Here is an 18,677-nt window from a genome sequence, read left to right on the forward strand (position 1 = left end):
CTATATAAAAAATTTGCTAATAGGTTATTTAGACAATCTTTGTTAGTGATTTTTTTATATTACTGAATTAAATCTTGACCATAATTCATCTTCATTTTCTAGCCCTACTGACACTCTTAATAAGTGTTCCGAGACCCCATAACTCTCAGCCCATTTCAATTCTTTATAGTGAGCTAACTGAACATAGGGACAAACCAATGTAAAATTTGTACCTAAACTTGGTCCTTTGTTTACTCTTAATGAATCATAAACTCTTTTTGATTCCTCAATCCCCCCTTTAAGTTCAAATGATAATAGACATCCATAACCACCTCCTTTCTTTAATAGTGAATTGAAATTTTTGCAATATTGAGGATGTAAGACCTTTGAGATTTCTTTTTTTGTTTCTAATTTTTCTTTGAGCTTTAAGCAAGATATATTTAATCTTTGTAAGCGATCCTTTACGTCTCGACTGGTTTTTTCTAACTCGATAGCATCTGAATCAGATAGGGTAGATAACGCAACTTTAGGAATTATCTCAGCTAATTCTTTTTTCCATTTGGAATAAGGACTTACGACAGTACTGCCAGCAAGAATATCTCCTCTTCCAGCGAAGCTTTTTGTAAGTGAACTAAAAACAACATCTGCATAAGGAGTTAGATGAACATTTAGAGATGAACCGATCGTATCGTCAACGATGATTGGTATATTTTTATCTTGAGCTAACTTAGAAATAGATATGAGATCAACGCATTGTAATAATGGGTTGCTAGGGATCTCTATGATTAATGCAGCTGGATTTTTTTTATCTAGCTCTTCTTTTATATGGCTTAATTTTGTTTTTACGATGAGATCGCTTCCTTGAAAAATTATCTGAGGCAGTTTAAGTACATCAACATATGGAAAGCCTATTTGAAGCGTCGAAGAAGTTCCTTTAATACAATTTATTGCTGAAAGAATAGTCGTTAAGGCAGCCATGCCTGAACGATGTAGTCGTATTAGACTTTTATCGCAATTATATATATTTGCTAATCGCTCAAGAATCTCTTCTCGTGCGTAATGACCTTCAGAAATGGAGGGTTTTTTTTCTTTCCCAAGGGCAATTGCCGCTTCACGTGACGACAGCCCAAGACCAGTGTGTTGCCAGAAGGCTTTTGCAGCAAGATCACTTCTTTGGTCAACAATTAGACAGGAAATACCAAGAAAATCTTTTATTTTTGAAAAACAATCAGAATCTTTCAGAAGACAATATTTTTGTGCACTTAAAGCAGAGGCGCTATTGGGATAAGGCCAGCTACTTTTATGAGATTCATTGTGAAATAAAAGTGATTTCCTGGCTACCTCAGCAACAAACGGATTAAATCCAAATCTAGGGTAAATTGCTTTTAATGAATTTATGCAGGCTGGAACCTTTTCTTCGTAGGCGATGACATCTTCCCATCTTGGTAAGGCAACGGATACGGCATGTGGCCGACTAGGAAGAGGCTCCCCTAAGTCTTTGGCACTCCAGCAAGGGTCATTAAGTAAATTTCGTTCAGTCAAGAGATGTTCCCTAATGCTTGATTTAAATCAGCACTTAGATCCTCAATATCTTCACATCCGACGGAAAATCGAATAAGTGAATCAGTAATTCCAATCTTTAATTTTGTTTCTTGGGGAACTGAAGCGTGGGTCATTGTCGCAGGATGGCAAACAAGGCTTTCAATTCCTCCGAGACTCTCTGCCATTTTAAAATAATGAAGATTTTTGCAAAATGAATAAGTTTGGGCTTGAGTTGCTTCCAAAGTGGCAGTAACAACTGCTCCTCCCATAGCCATTTGCCTTTGTGCTAATTCACGTTGTGGATGATCACTTCTGAAGGGATATCTAACTAATTTTACTGCTGGATTATCGGCTAATTGATTAGCTATTTTAGATGCATTATTAATTTGTTTATCTAAGCGGAGTGGAAGAGTTTTGATCCCTCTAGTAATGAGCCAGCAATCAAAAGGAGAAGGATTTAAGCCAAGAGCTTTTTGGGCGAAATTTAGCTTGTCTCTCCATACGTTACTCTCGGTGCATACCGCACCCCCAAGTGCATCTGAGTGACCATTGATATACTTGGTCGTGCTAGTCAGAGATAAGGTCGCTCCAAGCTTAAGAGGCCTTTGTAAGAGAGGAGTTGCGAAAGTGTTGTCTACAACAACAGGAATTTCCAGTTTATTTGAGAACTGACAAATTTCCTCTATATTAATGATTTTAAGGAGTGGGTTAGTCGGACTTTCGATCCAAATCATCGCGGGTTTTTGATTTGAAATGACTTCTTGAAAATTGGATTTTGTAAAGTCTATCCATTGAGTTTTTAATCCAAAGCGATTAAAAACTTGTTCAAATAATCTCACCGTGCACCCATAAAGGTTCTCCTCACAAAGGATTAAGTCTCCAGCCTTAAGAGAGGAAACTATTGCTGTAATTGCAGCGACTCCAGAACTAAATACACTCGCGAACTGACATTCTTCCAGATCAGACAAAACTGATTCAAGAATTCGAAAATTTGGATTACCTGAACGGGTGTAGTCAAAACCACCTTGATTGCCATGTACGAACGTTGAGGTTGGGAAGATCGGAGGCATTATTGATCCTGTCTCTCCAGAAAAATTTTCTTTGTGATGAATGACTCTTGTGTTTACTCCAGTGCTGAACTCCTTGCCTCTTTTTTTTACTGATCCCATATCCTTTGAGTTGTTTTTCTATAGGCTATAGAAAAACATGAAAAAGCCCCTAAAAAAAAGGGGCTCCATAATTAAATTTAATGAGAAAGAGGCTATGTATAGCCCTATACCTTTCTTGAGTAATACTCAACAACTAACAATTCATTAATTTCAATAGCAACCCATTCCCTATCTGTTTTTGCAGATATCTTTGCCGAGAGTTTTGTTTTATCTAGTTCAAGGTGTGGAGGAACATTAGCAAGGCCTGGAAATTCTAAGTTAGCTTGAGCCAATTGCTTACTAGCTTTGTTATCTCTGATAGCAATGACATCTCCAGCCTTGCATTGGTAACTTGCAATGTCAGTGATCTTGCCATTAACAGTTACATGTCCATGGTTTACTAGTTGTCTTGCACCTGGGATGGTAGGTCCAAATCCAAGTCTAAAACAAACATTATCAAGTCTATTTTCCAGAAGTTTCAAGAGATTTGTTCCTGTGGAGCCTTCCTGAGCACGAGCTTTTTTTACATAACGAACAAGCTGGCGTTCGGAAATACCATAGTTGAATCGAAGTTTTTGCTTTTCTTCGAGTCGGATCGCGTATTCAGAGCGCTTGCGACGGGCTTGGCCGTGCTGACCTGGGGGATGAGACCTTTTTGCGGCCTTCCGGGTGAGACCAGGTAGGTCTCCCAAGCGACGCGTGATCCTCAAGCGAGGTCCGCGGTATCTAGACATAGGGATTTAATTTGGAAACGTTTACTGGAAAGGGTAACCTGGAAGTAAATCCATTAGAACCTTATTCTCCAGTATTTTATTCTATATAAAGATGCACACAAAGATCAATAAAACGATTGCAGTTGTTTTTGTTGGTTTAATTTCCTTTTATCAAAAGTGGATTTCACCATTGTTTGGACCCAGTTGTCGATTTATCCCTAGTTGCAGTGCTTATGGGATAGAAGCTGTTAATAAGCATGGTCCTTGGAGAGGTGGATGGCTGACTTTAAAAAGGTTAAGCAAATGTCATCCTTTTACTCCTTGTGGGTGTGATCCGGTTCCAGACAAATGAACTCAGAGGTATTAATTCTATATACACGTAAAGGGTGCTGTTTGTGTCAAACACTTGAAGAAAAATTGTCTAATATATGCTTAGAAAATTTAAAACCTTCCATAGTGCTTTCCATTGTTGATATAGATTGCGAAAAAGTGTCTTTAGATATTAAAATTAAGTATACAAACGATGTTCCAGTAATAGTTCTTGACTCAGCTAGTCTATCGAAAAAGATTGAATTACCTAGGGTTTCTCCACGTTTAAAGGAGGAAATGCTTTTATCTTGGATACAAAAGAATTTGAATATTTTTTTTCAAACAGCTTAAGAAAATAATCAACTCCTATTTTTATTAAACTACATTGCTAATTTCCAAGAGACAAACATAATTTATTGTTTTTATAGATAAAGTTATTTTATAAAAAAGATTGAATTTATTTTTAATTACTGAATCATAAGTAGATTTATGTTGTTGTGAAATTTATGTAGATCTTTTTATACTTGAACTAATCCTTCATTGATTTTTCATCATCAGAGGTTTGTTTTGTCGCGTTATCTGCACACGTTATTGAAGGCAATTGATTTTCAAGTCCCTTCAGGCTTAGCGAATCCAGAAATAAAAAATCTTTCATTTGATTCTAGGGCAATCGAAAAAGGTGATTTGTTTTTAGGTTTAAAAGGTGAAAAAGTTGATGGAGGGATTTATTGGACAAAAGCGATTGAGAGAGGTGCTTGTGCAGCCATTATCAGTAAAAAAGCATCTATTTTGAATCCACCAACTAATGAAGACCCAGTAGTTATTATCCCGGATCCTGTATCACTGTTTATGGGAAAATTGGCTGCAGATTTTTGGGGTAAACCATCTAGTGAGATTTGTTTAATAGGCGTGACTGGTACTAACGGTAAAACGACTACAACATTTTTAATTGAGTTTTTGACTGCTTCGCTTGGCTATCCATCCGCCTTGTTTGGAACGTTAATTAATAGATGGCCTAACCATGAGGAAACTTCAAAATACACAACTACTTTTGCTGTCCCTTTGCAGGCTCAACTTAGTAAGGCTGTTCAGGCAGGGGTTCAATATGCAGCAATGGAGGTCAGTTCACATGCTTTGTCTCAGAATAGAGTTGCTGGTTGTGATTTTAGTGGAGCAATATTTACAAATCTTTCAAGGGACCATCTAGATTATCACGATTCAATGGAATCTTATTTTGAGGCTAAAGCTAGTTTGTTTCGATCACATTTAATAGAAGACGATTGCCCTAGATCAGTAGTTAATGTAGATGATAAATGGGGAGCATTATTAGCAAAAGAGTTAAACAAAAAATGTTGGACATGCTCATTAAAAAAGAATTCTGAAACCAGAGAGAAACCAGATTTATATATAAGTAATCTTCAAATTATGCAAGATGGATGTGAAGGGAAATTGCATACGCCCTATGGGGTAGAGAAATTCTTTTCACCACTTATTGGTGATTTTAATTTAATGAATATTCTTCAAGCAGTAGGAGTTCTAGTTCAAAGGGGATTCCCTTTAAATGAACTTTTGGCAGCTTTGAAGAAGTTCCCTGGAGTACCAGGGAGAATGGAGCTAATAAATATGGATGGATTTAAAGTCAAAGAAGGTTATCCACTAGTGATAGTCGATTATGCACATACGCCGGATGGTTTGCAAAATGCTTTAATCGCATCGAGATCATTGACGAAAAAAAAATTAATCTGTGTCTTTGGTTGTGGTGGTAATAGAGATAAAGGTAAAAGATCTGAGATGGGGGAAGTTGCTGCTAAGTTTGCAGATTATATAGTTGTAACATCTGATAATCCTCGGCAAGAAGACCCAATTGAAATCATTAAAGATATTGAAAAAGGTATAACTGTTGATTCTGAAATTTTTGTTGAGCCAGATAGAGCCATAGCAATTCAATTGGCCATAGCAAAAGCCAAGAAAAACGATATTGTTTTAATCGCAGGGAAAGGTCATGAAGACTATCAAATTCTAAAAGATCAGACAATTCATTTTGACGATCGTGAACAAGCTAGAAAAGCATTATCTTTAAAAAACAATTCATATTGATTATTTAGTAGAGATGAAATTCTTTAAACCAAAGACGAGGTTATCGATCTCTTGTAAATCTGTTGTTACATGAACGCAAGCACGAAGCCATTTAGGATCTTCGAGCACTCTTATCCACAAATTCTCTTGACCAAGATAATTGACAACCTTTTCAGGAGAATCATTTCCATTAATAGTAAAACTTATAATTCCCGAAGGTGGAGGACTATTTAAAACAAGTTTAATTTTTTTGATTTGGTTTAGTTTTTCCCACAGGATAGCGCTGAGACTTTTAATTTTACAAAAGCGTTCCGTCTCATTACCTTCATCCCTTAGCATTATTAGAGAGCTCCTCAGACCTGCCAAAAGAGGTACACAAGAAGTTGCTATCTCAAAACGTCTACCATCAGAATGAAAAGGAGTTTTATTATCGACATATATTCCTTCTTCAGTTTTTAAGCTCTTCCAACCTATTAATGTTGGACTTGACTCTTCTAAAACTCTCTTTGAAAGAGCAACAGCTCCAAGCCCCTCAGGTCCGTAAGCCCATTTATGTCCTGTAAATGCATAGATGTCGGCATTGTCACAAGCACCTTTCATTGGTATGTGACAAAAACTTTGAGCAGCATCAACTAATAAATAAGGTTTACTTGAATGTTCTTTAAGTCTTTTGGAAATAAGTTCAATTGGCATGATTTGTCCTGTATTCCAAAGAAGATGTGAGAGAACGACGAGCTTTGTATTCTTTTTCAGATGTTCATCAATTAATCCAACTACTCTGTTATACGTCTCATCTTTCTTGTCGTTACCATTGCATAATTTTGATACGGGTAGTATTGTGATTGTTAGATTTTTTTTTCGAGCTAGTTCTTTGCATGCCGCGACTATCCCAGGGTGTTCGCAATCGCTAATCAACAAGTTATCACCATCAATAAATGGCAGTCCTAGTAGAGGTAAGATACATCCAGAGGTGACATTTTCAGTAAATGCAATTCTCTTGGGATTTATAGCGCACATCTCCGCAATGAGATTTTTTGTGGTTACGACTTCTTTCGTAATGTATGGCCAAACATTATTTGTAAATGGACCTAAATTTTGAATTGTTTGCCAACTCGAAGTTATTGCACTTAATGATTGAGTTGGAAGTGGGCCTTGACCTCCATAATTGAAATAGTCTTTATTTTGCAAAGCGGGTATATTATCTTTGAACAATACTGGTGTCATATTTTTTCTTTAAGTTGTGGTAATTAAGAATACTTTTTTTTCTAACTTACCAATTTGATTATTTTATCTAGCGATGTCAACCTTAATACCTAACTTCTTTAAGGACATTGAGTAGTAATTTTAAATCAAAAAATATGTTATTCAAGTATGATGGTTCTTTGTTTTTTAATTAGTTTATGAATATCAAAAAAGAAAAAAAAATCAAAGCTCAAGAATGGGTGGTTATGTTTGATGGGCAAATAAAAAAAAGTGAGAAAGAGATTGATGCTCATGAGCACCATTTAGAGGTGAACAATCAAAAAAGCGAATAGTGATTAGCTTTTGCTTGGATCTGGCAAATTAGTGAAAATGATATTTTGTTGAACTTTTAAATTGCTTTCTATGAAAAGTGTCTCACTTTTTATAGGTTTTCATATTAAAATAAAATTCTAATTCAAGTCTCAATATGAAAATCGACTTTGGCCCCATAACTTTTAGCAGGATTGCTAGCATCCTTTTGATATTGGGCTTTTTCGGCCTTTTAGCTTATAATTCCACTCTTTAATGTAGTTTTAATTAATAATCTAACCATATAATAATTTCGTTAGATAGACAAAAACTAGATATTTTTACAATTCAGTGTTGGTTTTTTTATAATGTTTATTGTTTATTTACTAACGCTTTTTGATTTATTTATTCATCTAACTAAATATAATAATAGGACAATTGAGATAGTTTCCGTTTGTGGCTCTCGAAGTAGGAACTAGTACAGTAGAATTAAGAAAATAATGATTACGAATGGAAACTTCAACTACTGATCCAACCCTATTAATGCTCATAGGGGGGATAGTTGTTCTACTAGCTGGCTCAGTAGCATATGGCGTATATTCAACATTCGGTTCAGGCTCAAAAGAGCTTAGAGATACCATTGATGAGCACGCAAAAATGCATGAACTAGGAATTGCTCATGGACATGGTGGAAGTTCAGAAGCCTATGAGATGTCAGGAAAACTCCAAAAAGATCAAATTTCCTAAATTCAAGATATTACTTTTCTATTTGATAAATATTCACTTATATAAATTTAGTTTCAAATAACAAAGTACTGGGATGTAATATTTAAGTTATAAGTTTGCTAAATTCAAAATTTTGTACGAGGGGAATATCTACTTAACTAAAGAATTTTTAACCTATACATACCCATGTTAATAAGTGTAATAACTGGATTTGCAGCTGGAGCAGTGCATGTGGTTAGTGGTGCTGATCATATGGTCGCAATGGCTCCGTCATCTATTCGAAAACCCAAAGTGGCATTAATTGATGGTCTGGCATGGGGGGTCGGACACTCTGCGGGAGTTTTAATCCTCTCAATACTTGGGATTTTGGCTAAGGATTTAATAGATATTGAATTAATGTCTTCATATGCAGAGTTTCTTGTTGGTATAAGCCTTTTAATTGTGGGGTTTCTAGCTATTAAGACTTCCTTAAAAGCAAACATTCATATGCATCAGCATATGCATGGAGAACAAAAAACTCATAAACATTTTCATTTCCATTCTCCTGGAAATAAGCTTTGGGGAAGTCATACTCATGCCGCAACGGGTTTAGGTGTTTTGCACGGCTTCGCTGGGGCCAGTCATTTGGTGGCGGTTATTCCCGCATTGGCTCTACCTTTGCATGGAGCTGTTGCTTATCTTTTTGCATATTTACTTGGATCAGTTTTTGCAATGGGATGCGTTGTTTTGGGTATTTCTTTTGCTACTAGTAAAGCGAATAAAATGTTTTATCCTTTCTTGATGAGATCAATAGGAGCATTATCAATAGTGACGGGAATATTTTGGCTTCAAAAGACTTCGATTCTGACTTTTTAAAAGTCTTTTTTCATGAATTACACAGCTAGCCTTATTGCTCTGGGTGGCTTCTTCTTGTGGGTTGTTATTGCGACCTTGATATGGGCAAGAAGAATGAAAAAACTTAAAGAAGAATATTCTAAAAACCGATCAAAATTCACAAATTAATTGATACGTCATTTTTCATCTTTAGATACATACTTATTGGTGAAAATGATTAAAGATTATGTATGATCATTCAACTATTAATAAGAGTGATGAAAGGTGTTTTGTTTTTCTTAGGCTCTATCTTTAGATGGCCTGTTCAAAATACAAAGGATTTTCTAATTTTTCATGCTTATCTCTTAGGTCTATATGCGATAACTTTTTTGCTTGGGAAAATAGGTTTAGAAATCTCTAATCTCATTTTTACAGTTGGTTTAATAGCACCAATCGGCTATCTAATTTATAATGGTCTCCCTTTGGATTGTCTTAACTATAAGTCTGCAATTGAAAGGGAATTAAGATCTCTAAATTAAAAAACTAAAGATTTTTTATTAAGTAAACTTATAAAACTTGTATTACCTCGCTAACTTCTGGAATCATTTCCCTGAGTTTTCTTTCAATACCCATTTTTAGGGTCATCGTGCTACTGGGGCAACTTCCACAAGCCCCTTGAAGTCTAACTTTGACTATTGGCCCATCTATTTCAGCTATCTCTACATTACCTCCATCAGCCATAAGAAAAGGTCTTAATTCATCAAGAACCTTTTCAACGTTTTCTGTGGTTAGTGCAAGAGTTTCGTCGGTCATTTTAACTTCCTTAATTTGATTTTGCTTAGCTTAGTTAATTGCACGATAGTCTATATGTAATCTTGATAAAGATTTTGCCTAGTACCAGTTTCTCAGATTCAGCAAATACTTATGACGCAATACTAGTAGGTGCAGGAATCATGAGCTCAACTCTTGCAGTCCTTCTAAATGAACTTGAGCCGGAATTACGATTGCTGATAGTTGAGAGATTACCTTCTGCTGGTTTGGAAAGTAGCTGCGCCAAAAATAATGCTGGAACAGGACATGCTGCCAACTGTGAACTTAATTATACTCCAAGCCAAGAGGATGGATCTATTAGTACTAGCAAAGCTTTTCAAATAAATAAATCCTTTGAGCAAAGTTTGGAATTTTGGGCATCTTTGACAGAAAAAGGGAAATTGATACCAAAAACTTTTTTAAATAAGTTGCCACACATCAGTCTTGTTTTTGGAGATAAAGATATTTCTTTGCTTAAAAAAAGATTTTCTGAACTTAGTTCTCATGTCGCTTTTGCACAAATGGAATTTACTGAGGATCATGGTGAATTAAAAAATTGGATTCCATTGATTATGGAAGGTAGGAAACAGAGTGAGAAGATTGCTGCGACAAGAATTCAAAGAGGAACTGATATTGATTTTGGTAATTTAACTCGCTCATATATCAATCAAATTGAAGAGGCAAATTCTATTGAGATTAACTACTCCACTAATGTTGAAAATCTTCAACAAGATAATGAAGGAGATTGGTATTTATCTTTAGATGGAGGAGTAAAAAATAATAGAATTGTTAGATCAAAGTTTGTTTTCCTCGGGGCTGGAGGAGGAGCTTTGCCTCTCTTGCAAAAATCGAGAATTCCAGAAGGATTCTCATATGCAGGGTTTCCTGTCAGCGGCAAATGGTTGATTTGTGAAAGGGAAAGATCAACAAAGATACATAATGCAAAAGTTTATGGAAACGCAGAAGTTGGAGCTCCACCAATGTCTGTGCCTCACTTAGATACAAGATGGATAGACGGGAAAAGGTCTCTTTTGTTTGGTCCTTTTGCAGGATTTAGTTCAAATTTTTTAAAATATGGATCAAAATTAGATTTATTCAGATCCATTAAAACAACTAATTTTTTCTCTATGTTGCAAGCAGGATTTGGAAATATTGATTTAGGAAAATACTTGTTAAATCAATTAACACAAACAAATGAAGATCGAGTTGAAACTTTAAAAAGATTTCTCCCTATGGTGTCACCAAATGATTGGAAACTTTCAATTGCAGGACAGCGTGTTCAAATCATAAAACAAACCCCTAAAGGTGGCGTTTTAAAAATGGGGACAGAAGTTGTTACTGCATCGGATGGATCTTTAGCTGCTTTGCTTGGCGCTTCTCCTGGCGCAAGCACAGCAGTAACAATCATGCTTGAAGTTTTAAACCGTTGCTGGTCTGAAAAAATGAAATCAAGGAAATGGAAAAATAAAATGTTAGAGCTTTTTCCAAGTCTTGGGTCAGATATTAATTCAAATCAAGAAGCACTTTTGGCAATTCGCAAAAGAAACGATTTCTTACTTAAATTAATTTAAAACTTTAGTATTAGTGAGTTATATTTAATCTTTATTCAAAGTTGAATTGATAAACAAAGATCCTATTCCTCTAATTGCTTTCGAATGACTAATGTTCCCATTTCTCGTTTAAGGAACTTCTGCATAATTGCTCATATTGACCATGGCAAATCAACCTTGGCAGACAGACTTCTTCAGGATACTGGCACTGTCTCCTCCAGAGACATGCAAGAACAATTCTTGGACAATATGGATCTAGAGAGAGAGAGAGGGATAACTATAAAATTGCAGGCTGCTCGTATGAATTATAAAGCAGATGATGGAGAGGAATATGTCTTGAATTTGATTGATACACCAGGCCATGTTGATTTTTCCTATGAGGTGAGTAGATCATTGCAGGCTTGTGAAGGTGCCTTGCTGGTCGTCGATGCTAGTCAAGGAGTTGAAGCACAAACTTTGGCCAATGTTTATCTCGCCTTGGAAAATGATTTAGAAATTATTCCTGTGCTTAATAAAGTTGATTTACCTGGTGCTGATCCTGAGAAAATCAAAAATGAGATTGAATCAATTATTGGTCTAGATACATCTAAGGCAATTTCCTGTTCTGCTAAAACAGGGCTTGGCATCCCAGAAATACTGCAAGCGGTAGTAGATAGAATACCTTCTCCGCAAGATAATCCTGATCAGGCTACAAAAGCACTTATTTTTGATTCTTATTACGACCCTTACAGAGGGGTGATTGTTTATTTCAGAATCATGAGTGGTGGCATAAATAAGAAAGACAAGGTTTTACTTATGGCTAGTAAAAAAAGTTATGAGTTAGATGAAATAGGTGTTATGGCTCCTGATCAAGTAAAAGTAAATTCTCTCCATGCAGGTGAAGTTGGATATTTAGCTGCATCAATCAAAGCAGTAGCTGATGCAAGAGTCGGAGATACTATCACGTTGCAGGATAAGCCTGCTGAAGAAGCTTTGCCAGGTTATACCGAAGCTAAACCAATGGTTTTTTGTGGGTTGTTCCCTACGGATGCAGATCAATATCCAGATCTAAGAGAGGCTCTAGATAAATTGCAGCTTTCCGATGCAGCCCTGAAATATGAACCTGAAACAAGTAGTGCAATGGGATTTGGCTTTCGTTGTGGATTTTTAGGTTTATTGCATATGGAAATTGTTCAAGAGCGTTTAGAACGTGAATACGACTTAGATTTAATTGTTACGGCACCCTCAGTTATATATAAAGTGAAAATGGTTGATGGGGAAGTCTTGATGATTGATAATCCAGCTACACTTCCAGATCCTCAAAAACGTGAAACTATAGAAGAACCTTACGTTCGGATGGAAATTTATGCTCCTAATGATTACAACGGAACTTTAATGGGTCTTTGTCAGGAAAGAAGAGGAGACTTTATTGATATGAAGTACATAACGACTGATCGGGTTACGCTTATTTATGAAATACCCCTTGCAGAAGTTGTAACCGATTTCTTTGATCAGATGAAAAGTAGAACTAAAGGATATGCTTCTATGGAATATCATTTGATTGGTTATAGGCCAAATAATCTAGTTAGATTAGACGTTTTAATTAATTCAGAGCGGGCAGATCCTTTAACGACAATTGTTCATAAAGATAACGCTTATGGTATTGGTAAAGGACTTGTTGAGAAATTAAAAGAACTTATTCCAAAACAGCAATTTAAGATTCCTTTGCAGGCTTCAATTGGTAGTCGAGTTATTGCAAGTGAAGCTATTAGTGCTTTAAGAAAAGATGTTTTATCTAAATGTTATGGAGGCGATATCTCAAGGAAAAAGAAATTGTTAAAGAAACAAGCAAAAGGGAAAAAACGGATGAAGTCGATGGGGAAAGTAGATGTCCCCCAAGAGGCTTTTATGGCTGTCTTGAAATTAAATAATGATTAATAGATATTTTTATAATTTTATTTGTTTTTGATAGAGCTTAAGCTTATCTCGCTTGAATTATTTATAAAATAGGAGACTTCATTATTTCCTTTGTCTTTGGTTAGATTTGTCCATATAAAACCTATTATTATTATTGCTGCAATGGTTATTGAAAGCTCACCGACAGTGAGACCATCATTTTTTAAATTCATCTTAAATTGTATGTATTCTTTTATTTAAGCAATTATTTTTTTATTTTCTACCTTTTAAAGCTAAATTTAATTAGGTCTTATTATTTGATCATTGAATATAAGAGATTTTTTTGGACGAAGGGATATATCGACAAGATTATTGTTCGCTGGATTGACCATTTTATTCGTATATGTAGGAATTTCTCTTGTTATCCCATTATTAATATCTCTTAAGATTGTTCCTAATGGTGAATTTGGCTTAGGAAATCCGATTTTTTCAGCCCCATCTTTGGGTCACTGGTGTGGAACAGATCGACTAGGAAGAGATGTTTGTATTAGAACTTTGGCTGCGAGTGGAGTTGCGTTGCAAGTGGTTTTTGTCGCGGTTTCCCTTGCCGTTTTAGTAGGGATACCTTTGGGACTTGTAAGTGGCTACATTGGTGGGCTTTTGGATAGAATTTTAGTCCTTCTTATGGACACTCTTTATACCATCCCTGTTCTCCTCCTTTCTGTGGTGATGGCTTTTTTACTAGGAAGAGGTGTATTAAATGCCTCAATAGCATTGTGCGTGGTTTATATCCCTCAATATTTTCGACTTGTTAGAAACCAGACTTCACAAGTTAAATCAGAACTTTATGTTGAGGCGGCAATATCAATGGGGGCTTCCCCTTTATGGGTAATAAGAAAATACCTTCTGAAAAATGTTCTTACTTCTGTCCCTGTGGTCTTAACACTAAATGCTGCGGATGCGGTATTAGTCCTTGGGGGATTAGGATTCCTTGGATTAGGTCTTCCTGAAAATATTCCAGAATGGGGAAGTGATTTAAATATGGCATTAGTTGCATTGCCTACTGGTATCTGGTGGACAGCGCTCTATCCTGGCATCGCTATGTTCGTTCTGGTCTTGGGGCTATCCTTTATTGGAGAAGGCTTAGAGAAATTAATAAGTGAAACTAGCCAGTAGAATTAATCGTATTTGAGGCTTTGATTTAATATCTCATTTTTTCTGTTCTTGGGAGATTGTCTATAATTTCACCTTTTTCATTAAGATCTGGATATTTTCTACCTTCGCTTTCACACCATTTTGCGACTTCTGGGTAAGCCCACTCAAAGATCTTTTCTTTGTATGTTTCTTTGCTCATGCCCTCTCCTGCTTCAGGAATTATATCTGCTACTTGTCGTTGTCTAATCGCTTCAAACAATAATGCTGAAGCTGCGACTGATACATTCAACGATTCAACCATTCCTCTCATTGGAATATGTATGTGCTTATCTACTAGATTCGTCGCCTCCTCACTAATACCCCATTTCTCAGCACCTAGAACAAATGCTGTTGGCCCATTGAAATTACATTTTCTGTAGTCAAGTGAGTTAGGATTCAAGCTCGTACCATACAATTTAAAACCTTTTTTTTTAAGAACTTTTATTGCTTCGCCAGTCTCTTTATATTGGTTTACTTTGACCCATTTCTGGCTTCCTTGAGCGGTGCTATTAAAAGTTAAATATTTTCCTTTGTTAAAGATTGCATATGCTTCAAGAACACCAACAGCGTCACAGCTTCTGATTATGGCTGAGAGATTATGAGGCTTTTCGACATTTTCAATTAAGACAGTAAGATCAGAAATTCTTTTGTTAAGTACTGATTTTAGACGCTCAAAACGTCTAGGTAACAGAGGCATTTCTAATTATTTATGGGAGAGTAGGTGCTCTTTTATGAGATGAGTAGTTTTAATTGTTTTATGGAATAATGAAAATGAGCAACTTGATTTGATAATAAAAACTATTGATTAAAATATTACACATAAAAAAAGCTCCTGCCCATTGGACAGGAGCTTTTTTATGAGAAATTTAAGTTTCTATATTCTTAGAAACTAAATGCAGTTTCAACAACAACACCAGAATCATCATCACCAGTACTTGTATCTTCTACTGTGAAGAAACCAGGAGTGATTGATACATTGTCGTTCAATGCATAAGTGTAAGAAACTTCAAATCCTGTTGAATCTAAAGTATCACTACCATCAACATCAGTTGTGTTGTAAGCAGCACTTAGTGTTCCAGGACCAACTTCGTAGTCAACACCGATGAACAAATCAGTTGCATCAGCACCAGTTTCTGGATCATTTGTGTCATAAGCAACGCTGAATGTCGCATCAATTGACTCTGGGCTGTAGTAGATACCACCACCAAATGTGTCGTATCCAGCGCCAGCATCACCGTCGTTAGAAGCGATTACTAGACCGCCACCAAAGCCGTCACCGTTGTAGCCAAGAGTGAAAGTTGAAACATCATCAGCATCATCAGAATTGATACCTGTTGTTGCAGTAGCACCACCAAGAGATACAAAACTGACAGAAGCAACTACGCCGTTGTCGTTAGAGTAAGCAATACCAACTCCTGGACCAGTTTCGTTGCCAGCCAAAGAATAAGGCATGCTACCTAGTCTGAAAGTATCTGAATAGGCAGATGGTGTTGCAGCAACAACATCATCCTGATCAACTAAAGGACCAGCAGTTACTTCTAGATCGCCAACTGGGAAAGAGTAAAATAAAGATTGAACATCTAGATCACCTGTCTCAGCACTATCCATGTTTGCAAGTGGGCCACTTGCATTACCAGCTACGATACCTGCGTAAAAAAGATCATCGCCTGTGAAGCTAGAAGAAACATCAAGGCTATATGCATATTGCATATAAAGCTCTTCTTCTGTATCTGTTGTTCCGCCGTCAGAAACAGAACCAACAGTGAAATAAGCACCACCAGAAAGAGATGTGGTAGATGAGAATGCAGTATCTGCGTTAACTGCAACAGGAGCCATTAGGCCCAAAGCTGCTGGAGCTACTAATAGACGTTGAAAAAGCTTCATTGTGTCCTCACACATATAAGAAGTTGTTCAAACCTAGCTCTCTTATGATAGGTTTAAAAGTATCTTATGTTACACCTTTTAGGCTGGACTAAGGTGTTTGTTTGCTTTGAAAGTTTTCGCGAGAACTGACGCAATGCTTTTTTCAGTTAATTTAATTTGATTTATGTATTACTGTTAACAGGTTTTGAATCTTTGCTTTTGAGTAAGAAGCTTTTGCAAATAAAAGGATTAGAAGCAAGAAAAGCTGCTTTGGAAGTTATTCAAGCAGTTGGTGGAGGTGCATATGCAGATGTTGCATTGGATCGAATTCTTAAAGTTTATTCATTCAAGTCGATTGACAAAGCTTTAATTACCGAGCTTTCTTATGGCTCAATTCGTCAAAGATATTTTTTAGATTGCTGGATAGATTTTTTAGGAAAAATATCGGCTCATAAGCAACCTCCTTTATTGAGATGGTTGCTGCATCTTGGCCTTTATCAAATCTTAAAAATGGAGCGAATACCTCCAGCTGCTGCTATTAACACAACTGTCGAGCTTGCAAAAACTCTCCATCTAAAAAAGCTGGCTCCTGTTGTTAATGGTATTTTGCGATCGGCTCTTCGAAGTAAAGAGAGAGGTCTTTCACTACCTAAGTCTGAAAACCAGGCTTTTGAGCTAGCGAAAAATGAGTCAATACCTCTTTGGTTGGCAGATGAATTGATTGCTTGGAAGGGACTAAAAGATGCTCATAAAATTGCTCAAGCATTCAATAGCGTTAGTCCCATTGATATAAGAGTGAATAAATTACGTGCAGATATAAAAGATGTACAAGAAATTTTTTATTCCTTTGGCATTGAAAATCATTTAATTCGAGGCTGTCCTTTTGGCTTGGAAGTCCCTGCAGGTGTTGGTGATCCTAAAAAATGGCCAGGATATAAAGAAGGGAAATGGAGTGTTCAAGATAGATCTTCACAGCTAATTGCTCCATTATTAGGACCTTTGCCTGGAGAAAAGATCCTTGACGCTTGCGCTGCACCAGGAGGTAAATCAACACATATTGCTGAATTAATTAGTAATGATGGCAAAATTTGGTCTGTTGATCGATCACCCCGAAGATCTAAAAAAATATCAGTCAATGCTGAGAGGCTTGGAATCAATTGTTTAGAATTAGTGGTTGCTGATTCTAATGATTTGTTAATAAAACATCCTGAATGGAAGGGGTTTTTCGACCGAATACTAATTGATGCTCCATGCTCTGGATTAGGCACTCTGGCCCGCCATCCTGATGCAAGATGGAGAATGAACAAAGATAATATTCAGGATCTTGTTTCACTTCAAAGTCAGCTACTAAATTCGTTATCTCCTTTGTTAAAAAGTGGAGGTAAACTAGTTTATTCAACTTGCACTATTCATCCTAATGAAAATTTCAATCAGATAAAAAACTTTCTTCAATTAAGGTCTGAATTTTTATTAGAATGTGAAAAACAAATTTGGCCCGGAGAAGAAGAGACTGGAGATGGATTCTATATTGCTGTTTTAAAGAAATTCAAAAATTCCTAAAATATAAATATAGGAGTAAATAAAGTCTTAGATAGTCTTAAATTTATTGCTACTAATTAAGACTTGTATTATAAACTAATTAAGGAGCTATGACCTATGGCTATTGCAGTTACAAGCATTCCTAATATGAGAAATGGTTGTGCGCTGGCTTGGTATTTAACATCAAATTTTAATGGATCACGTAATAGCCATATGTCTTGAAATGTTATTTGAGGAATTATAAGTAAAACCAGAATGACAGATGCGAAATGTTGTCCAATTGCTATCAAAACTATGACCATAGCTAGCTGAAAAATATCAATCATTCCGGCGCTAATACGACTTGCATTCTTAATACCAAAAACGACAGGTAGTGAATCAAGGCCTAGACTTTTGTCCCCTTCCACACTCTTGAAATCATTTATCACAGCAATTCCTAACCCTGACAGGCTGTAGGCAAGAGTTAGTAGGGCTGTTGTCCAGGTTAAGTGTCCAAATAGAGCCTGTCCCGCCCACCAAGGTAAAGCTATATAGCTCGCACCAAGTGCATAATTTCCAAGCCAACCATTTTGTTTTAGTTTTAAAGGAGGTGCTGAGTAAATAAAACTTACAAATGATCCACCTAATGCCAGAAACAGGACTGAAGGAATTGTGTGATGTGCCCATAAATCCAATAAATATGCAACACCTAAACCAGCTATTAGTAGAACCCAAATTTGTAATTTGACTTGAAAAAGGGAAATCGCCCCTGATGGTATGGGTCTATTAGGTTCATTGATTGCGTCTATCTCTCTGTCAAAGTAATCATTGATTGTTTGCGTGTACCCAGTTAAGAGGGGCCCGCTCATGAGCATGCAACTTATCGAAGCCAGAACGTTGCTTAATTCCCAATGGAAATTGCCACTAGCAGCCGCTCCACATATGACTCCCCAAAGTAATGGAATCCATGTGATGGGCTTCATTAATTGCAAACGAAGCTTCCAGATGTTTTTTGTTTCAGAACCTCCTTTTATTCCAAGGAGTTGCCTTGCATCACTCACTTTTTTATC

General features: G+C 36.3%; 19 protein-coding genes. 11 read left to right on the plus strand and 8 right to left on the minus strand.

Features of this window, described 5'->3' with window-relative positions:
- Nucleotides 1-54: 54 nt before the first annotated feature.
- The 3 genes from AC6EI0_RS10120 to rpsD form a co-directional block, all read right to left on the minus strand.
- Entirely contained in the window at nucleotides 55-1,521 is a 1,467-nt protein-coding gene (locus AC6EI0_RS10120) for a PLP-dependent transferase (protein ID WP_498522390.1), read from the minus strand.
- The gene (locus tag AC6EI0_RS10125; RefSeq protein WP_498522391.1) at nucleotides 1,518-2,690 is read right to left on the minus strand and encodes a trans-sulfuration enzyme family protein; all 1,173 of its coding nucleotides are present in this window, start codon (nucleotides 2,688-2,690) and stop codon (nucleotides 1,518-1,520) included. Before AC6EI0_RS10125 ends, AC6EI0_RS10120 begins: the two co-directional genes overlap by 4 nt.
- A gap of 104 nt (nucleotides 2,691-2,794) precedes the next feature.
- Nucleotides 2,795-3,403: a 30S ribosomal protein S4 gene (gene rpsD, locus AC6EI0_RS10130; protein WP_269609728.1), complete on the minus strand. Its 609-nt coding sequence runs from the start codon at nucleotides 3,401-3,403 to the stop codon at nucleotides 2,795-2,797.
- 91 nt (nucleotides 3,404-3,494) lie between these two features.
- On the opposite strand from rpsD, the gene yidD reads away from it, so the two are divergent.
- The 3 genes from yidD (at nucleotide 3,495) to AC6EI0_RS10145 (ending at nucleotide 5,788) form a co-directional block, all read left to right on the plus strand.
- Nucleotides 3,495-3,734 (plus strand): membrane protein insertion efficiency factor YidD, encoded by a 240-nt coding sequence (gene yidD / locus AC6EI0_RS10135; protein WP_498522392.1) that lies wholly within the window; start codon nucleotides 3,495-3,497, stop codon nucleotides 3,732-3,734.
- On the plus strand, nucleotides 3,731-4,042 hold the full coding sequence (locus AC6EI0_RS10140) for a glutaredoxin family protein (protein ID WP_498522393.1): 312 nt from the start codon (nucleotides 3,731-3,733) through the stop codon (nucleotides 4,040-4,042). The genes yidD and AC6EI0_RS10140 overlap by 4 nt, the downstream gene beginning before the upstream one ends.
- A gap of 216 nt (nucleotides 4,043-4,258) precedes the next feature.
- Nucleotides 4,259-5,788 (plus strand): UDP-N-acetylmuramoyl-L-alanyl-D-glutamate--2,6-diaminopimelate ligase, encoded by a 1,530-nt coding sequence (locus tag AC6EI0_RS10145; RefSeq protein WP_498522394.1) that lies wholly within the window; start codon nucleotides 4,259-4,261, stop codon nucleotides 5,786-5,788.
- Here AC6EI0_RS10145 and AC6EI0_RS10150 read toward each other — a convergent pair whose 3' ends face one another.
- Nucleotides 5,789-6,991, minus strand: a complete 1,203-nt coding sequence (locus tag AC6EI0_RS10150) for an aminotransferase class V-fold PLP-dependent enzyme (RefSeq protein ID WP_498522396.1) — start codon at nucleotides 6,989-6,991, stop codon at nucleotides 5,789-5,791.
- Between the two features lie 176 nt (nucleotides 6,992-7,167).
- Between AC6EI0_RS10150 and AC6EI0_RS10155 the strand changes: the two genes are divergently transcribed.
- The 4 genes from AC6EI0_RS10155 (at nucleotide 7,168) to AC6EI0_RS10170 (ending at nucleotide 9,336) form a co-directional block, all read left to right on the plus strand.
- On the plus strand, nucleotides 7,168-7,302 hold the full coding sequence (locus AC6EI0_RS10155; protein WP_498506778.1) for a hypothetical protein: 135 nt from the start codon (nucleotides 7,168-7,170) through the stop codon (nucleotides 7,300-7,302).
- A 466-nt stretch (nucleotides 7,303-7,768) separates the two neighbouring features.
- Complete coding sequence (gene psbN, locus AC6EI0_RS10160) at nucleotides 7,769-8,005, plus strand: photosystem II reaction center protein PsbN (protein ID WP_225866589.1); 237 nt, start codon at nucleotides 7,769-7,771, stop codon at nucleotides 8,003-8,005.
- 165 nt (nucleotides 8,006-8,170) lie between these two features.
- Nucleotides 8,171-8,839: a hydantoin utilization protein A gene (locus tag AC6EI0_RS10165; RefSeq protein ID WP_498522397.1), complete on the plus strand. Its 669-nt coding sequence runs from the start codon at nucleotides 8,171-8,173 to the stop codon at nucleotides 8,837-8,839.
- A 209-nt stretch (nucleotides 8,840-9,048) separates the two neighbouring features.
- On the plus strand, nucleotides 9,049-9,336 hold the full coding sequence (locus AC6EI0_RS10170; RefSeq protein ID WP_498522398.1) for a hypothetical protein: 288 nt from the start codon (nucleotides 9,049-9,051) through the stop codon (nucleotides 9,334-9,336).
- Between the two features lie 28 nt (nucleotides 9,337-9,364).
- On the opposite strand, the gene AC6EI0_RS10175 is transcribed toward AC6EI0_RS10170, so the two are convergent.
- Complete coding sequence (locus tag AC6EI0_RS10175; protein WP_498462270.1) at nucleotides 9,365-9,610, minus strand: NifU family protein; 246 nt, start codon at nucleotides 9,608-9,610, stop codon at nucleotides 9,365-9,367.
- Between the two features lie 140 nt (nucleotides 9,611-9,750).
- Here AC6EI0_RS10175 and AC6EI0_RS10180 point away from each other — a divergent pair, with 140 nt between their 5' ends.
- The 3 genes from AC6EI0_RS10180 (at nucleotide 9,751) to AC6EI0_RS10190 (ending at nucleotide 14,208) form a co-directional block, all read left to right on the plus strand.
- On the plus strand, nucleotides 9,751-11,178 hold the full coding sequence (locus AC6EI0_RS10180; protein ID WP_498523538.1) for a malate:quinone oxidoreductase: 1,428 nt from the start codon (nucleotides 9,751-9,753) through the stop codon (nucleotides 11,176-11,178).
- Between the two features lie 84 nt (nucleotides 11,179-11,262).
- Nucleotides 11,263-13,074, plus strand: coding sequence for a translation elongation factor 4 (gene lepA / locus AC6EI0_RS10185; protein ID WP_498522399.1), 1,812 nt, complete (start codon nucleotides 11,263-11,265; stop codon nucleotides 13,072-13,074).
- A 342-nt stretch (nucleotides 13,075-13,416) separates the two neighbouring features.
- Nucleotides 13,417-14,208: an ABC transporter permease gene (locus AC6EI0_RS10190; RefSeq protein WP_498522400.1), complete on the plus strand. Its 792-nt coding sequence runs from the start codon at nucleotides 13,417-13,419 to the stop codon at nucleotides 14,206-14,208.
- A gap of 25 nt (nucleotides 14,209-14,233) precedes the next feature.
- Here AC6EI0_RS10190 and trmH read toward each other — a convergent pair whose 3' ends face one another.
- Together trmH and AC6EI0_RS10200 are read right to left on the minus strand one after the other, a co-directional pair.
- Nucleotides 14,234-14,923: a tRNA (guanosine(18)-2'-O)-methyltransferase TrmH gene (trmH, locus tag AC6EI0_RS10195; RefSeq protein WP_498522401.1), complete on the minus strand. Its 690-nt coding sequence runs from the start codon at nucleotides 14,921-14,923 to the stop codon at nucleotides 14,234-14,236.
- 185 nt (nucleotides 14,924-15,108) lie between these two features.
- Nucleotides 15,109-16,110 carry a porin gene (locus AC6EI0_RS10200; protein ID WP_498522402.1) on the minus strand — a complete coding sequence of 334 codons (1,002 nt, stop codon included), beginning with the start codon at nucleotides 16,108-16,110 and terminating at the stop codon, nucleotides 15,109-15,111.
- A gap of 192 nt (nucleotides 16,111-16,302) precedes the next feature.
- Here AC6EI0_RS10200 and AC6EI0_RS10205 point away from each other — a divergent pair, with 192 nt between their 5' ends.
- Complete coding sequence (locus AC6EI0_RS10205) at nucleotides 16,303-17,649, plus strand: 16S rRNA (cytosine(967)-C(5))-methyltransferase (RefSeq protein WP_498523539.1); 1,347 nt, start codon at nucleotides 16,303-16,305, stop codon at nucleotides 17,647-17,649.
- A 68-nt stretch (nucleotides 17,650-17,717) separates the two neighbouring features.
- On the opposite strand, the gene chlG is transcribed toward AC6EI0_RS10205, so the two are convergent.
- On the minus strand, nucleotides 17,718-18,668 hold the full coding sequence (chlG, locus tag AC6EI0_RS10210; protein ID WP_498522403.1) for a chlorophyll synthase ChlG: 951 nt from the start codon (nucleotides 18,666-18,668) through the stop codon (nucleotides 17,718-17,720).
- Nucleotides 18,669-18,677: the final 9 nt, after the last annotated feature.

This window comes from Prochlorococcus sp. G5PB11 (assembly GCF_059772425.1).

Excerpts from the sequence above, each read along its gene's own strand:
- psbN (WP_225866589.1), top strand. The coding sequence starts at position 7,769 with ATGGAAACTTCAACTACTGATCCAACCCTATTAATGCTCATAGGGGGG.
- AC6EI0_RS10150 (WP_498522396.1), bottom strand. The coding sequence starts at position 6,991 with ATGACACCAGTATTGTTCAAAGATAATATACCCGCTTTGCAAAATAAA.
- yidD (WP_498522392.1), top strand. The coding sequence starts at position 3,495 with ATGCACACAAAGATCAATAAAACGATTGCAGTTGTTTTTGTTGGTTTA.
- AC6EI0_RS10125 (WP_498522391.1), bottom strand. The coding sequence starts at position 2,690 with ATGGGATCAGTAAAAAAAAGAGGCAAGGAGTTCAGCACTGGAGTAAAC.
- AC6EI0_RS10165 (WP_498522397.1), top strand. The coding sequence starts at position 8,171 with ATGTTAATAAGTGTAATAACTGGATTTGCAGCTGGAGCAGTGCATGTG.
- rpsD (WP_269609728.1), bottom strand. The coding sequence starts at position 3,403 with ATGTCTAGATACCGCGGACCTCGCTTGAGGATCACGCGTCGCTTGGGA.
- AC6EI0_RS10180 (WP_498523538.1), top strand. The coding sequence starts at position 9,751 with ATGAGCTCAACTCTTGCAGTCCTTCTAAATGAACTTGAGCCGGAATTA.
- trmH (WP_498522401.1), bottom strand. The coding sequence starts at position 14,923 with ATGCCTCTGTTACCTAGACGTTTTGAGCGTCTAAAATCAGTACTTAAC.
- AC6EI0_RS10200 (WP_498522402.1), bottom strand. The coding sequence starts at position 16,110 with ATGAAGCTTTTTCAACGTCTATTAGTAGCTCCAGCAGCTTTGGGCCTA.
- AC6EI0_RS10175 (WP_498462270.1), bottom strand. The coding sequence starts at position 9,610 with ATGACCGACGAAACTCTTGCACTAACCACAGAAAACGTTGAAAAGGTT.
- lepA (WP_498522399.1), top strand. The coding sequence starts at position 11,263 with ATGACTAATGTTCCCATTTCTCGTTTAAGGAACTTCTGCATAATTGCT.
- AC6EI0_RS10155 (WP_498506778.1), top strand. The coding sequence starts at position 7,168 with ATGAATATCAAAAAAGAAAAAAAAATCAAAGCTCAAGAATGGGTGGTT.
- AC6EI0_RS10170 (WP_498522398.1), top strand. The coding sequence starts at position 9,049 with ATGATCATTCAACTATTAATAAGAGTGATGAAAGGTGTTTTGTTTTTC.
- AC6EI0_RS10140 (WP_498522393.1), top strand. The coding sequence starts at position 3,731 with ATGAACTCAGAGGTATTAATTCTATATACACGTAAAGGGTGCTGTTTG.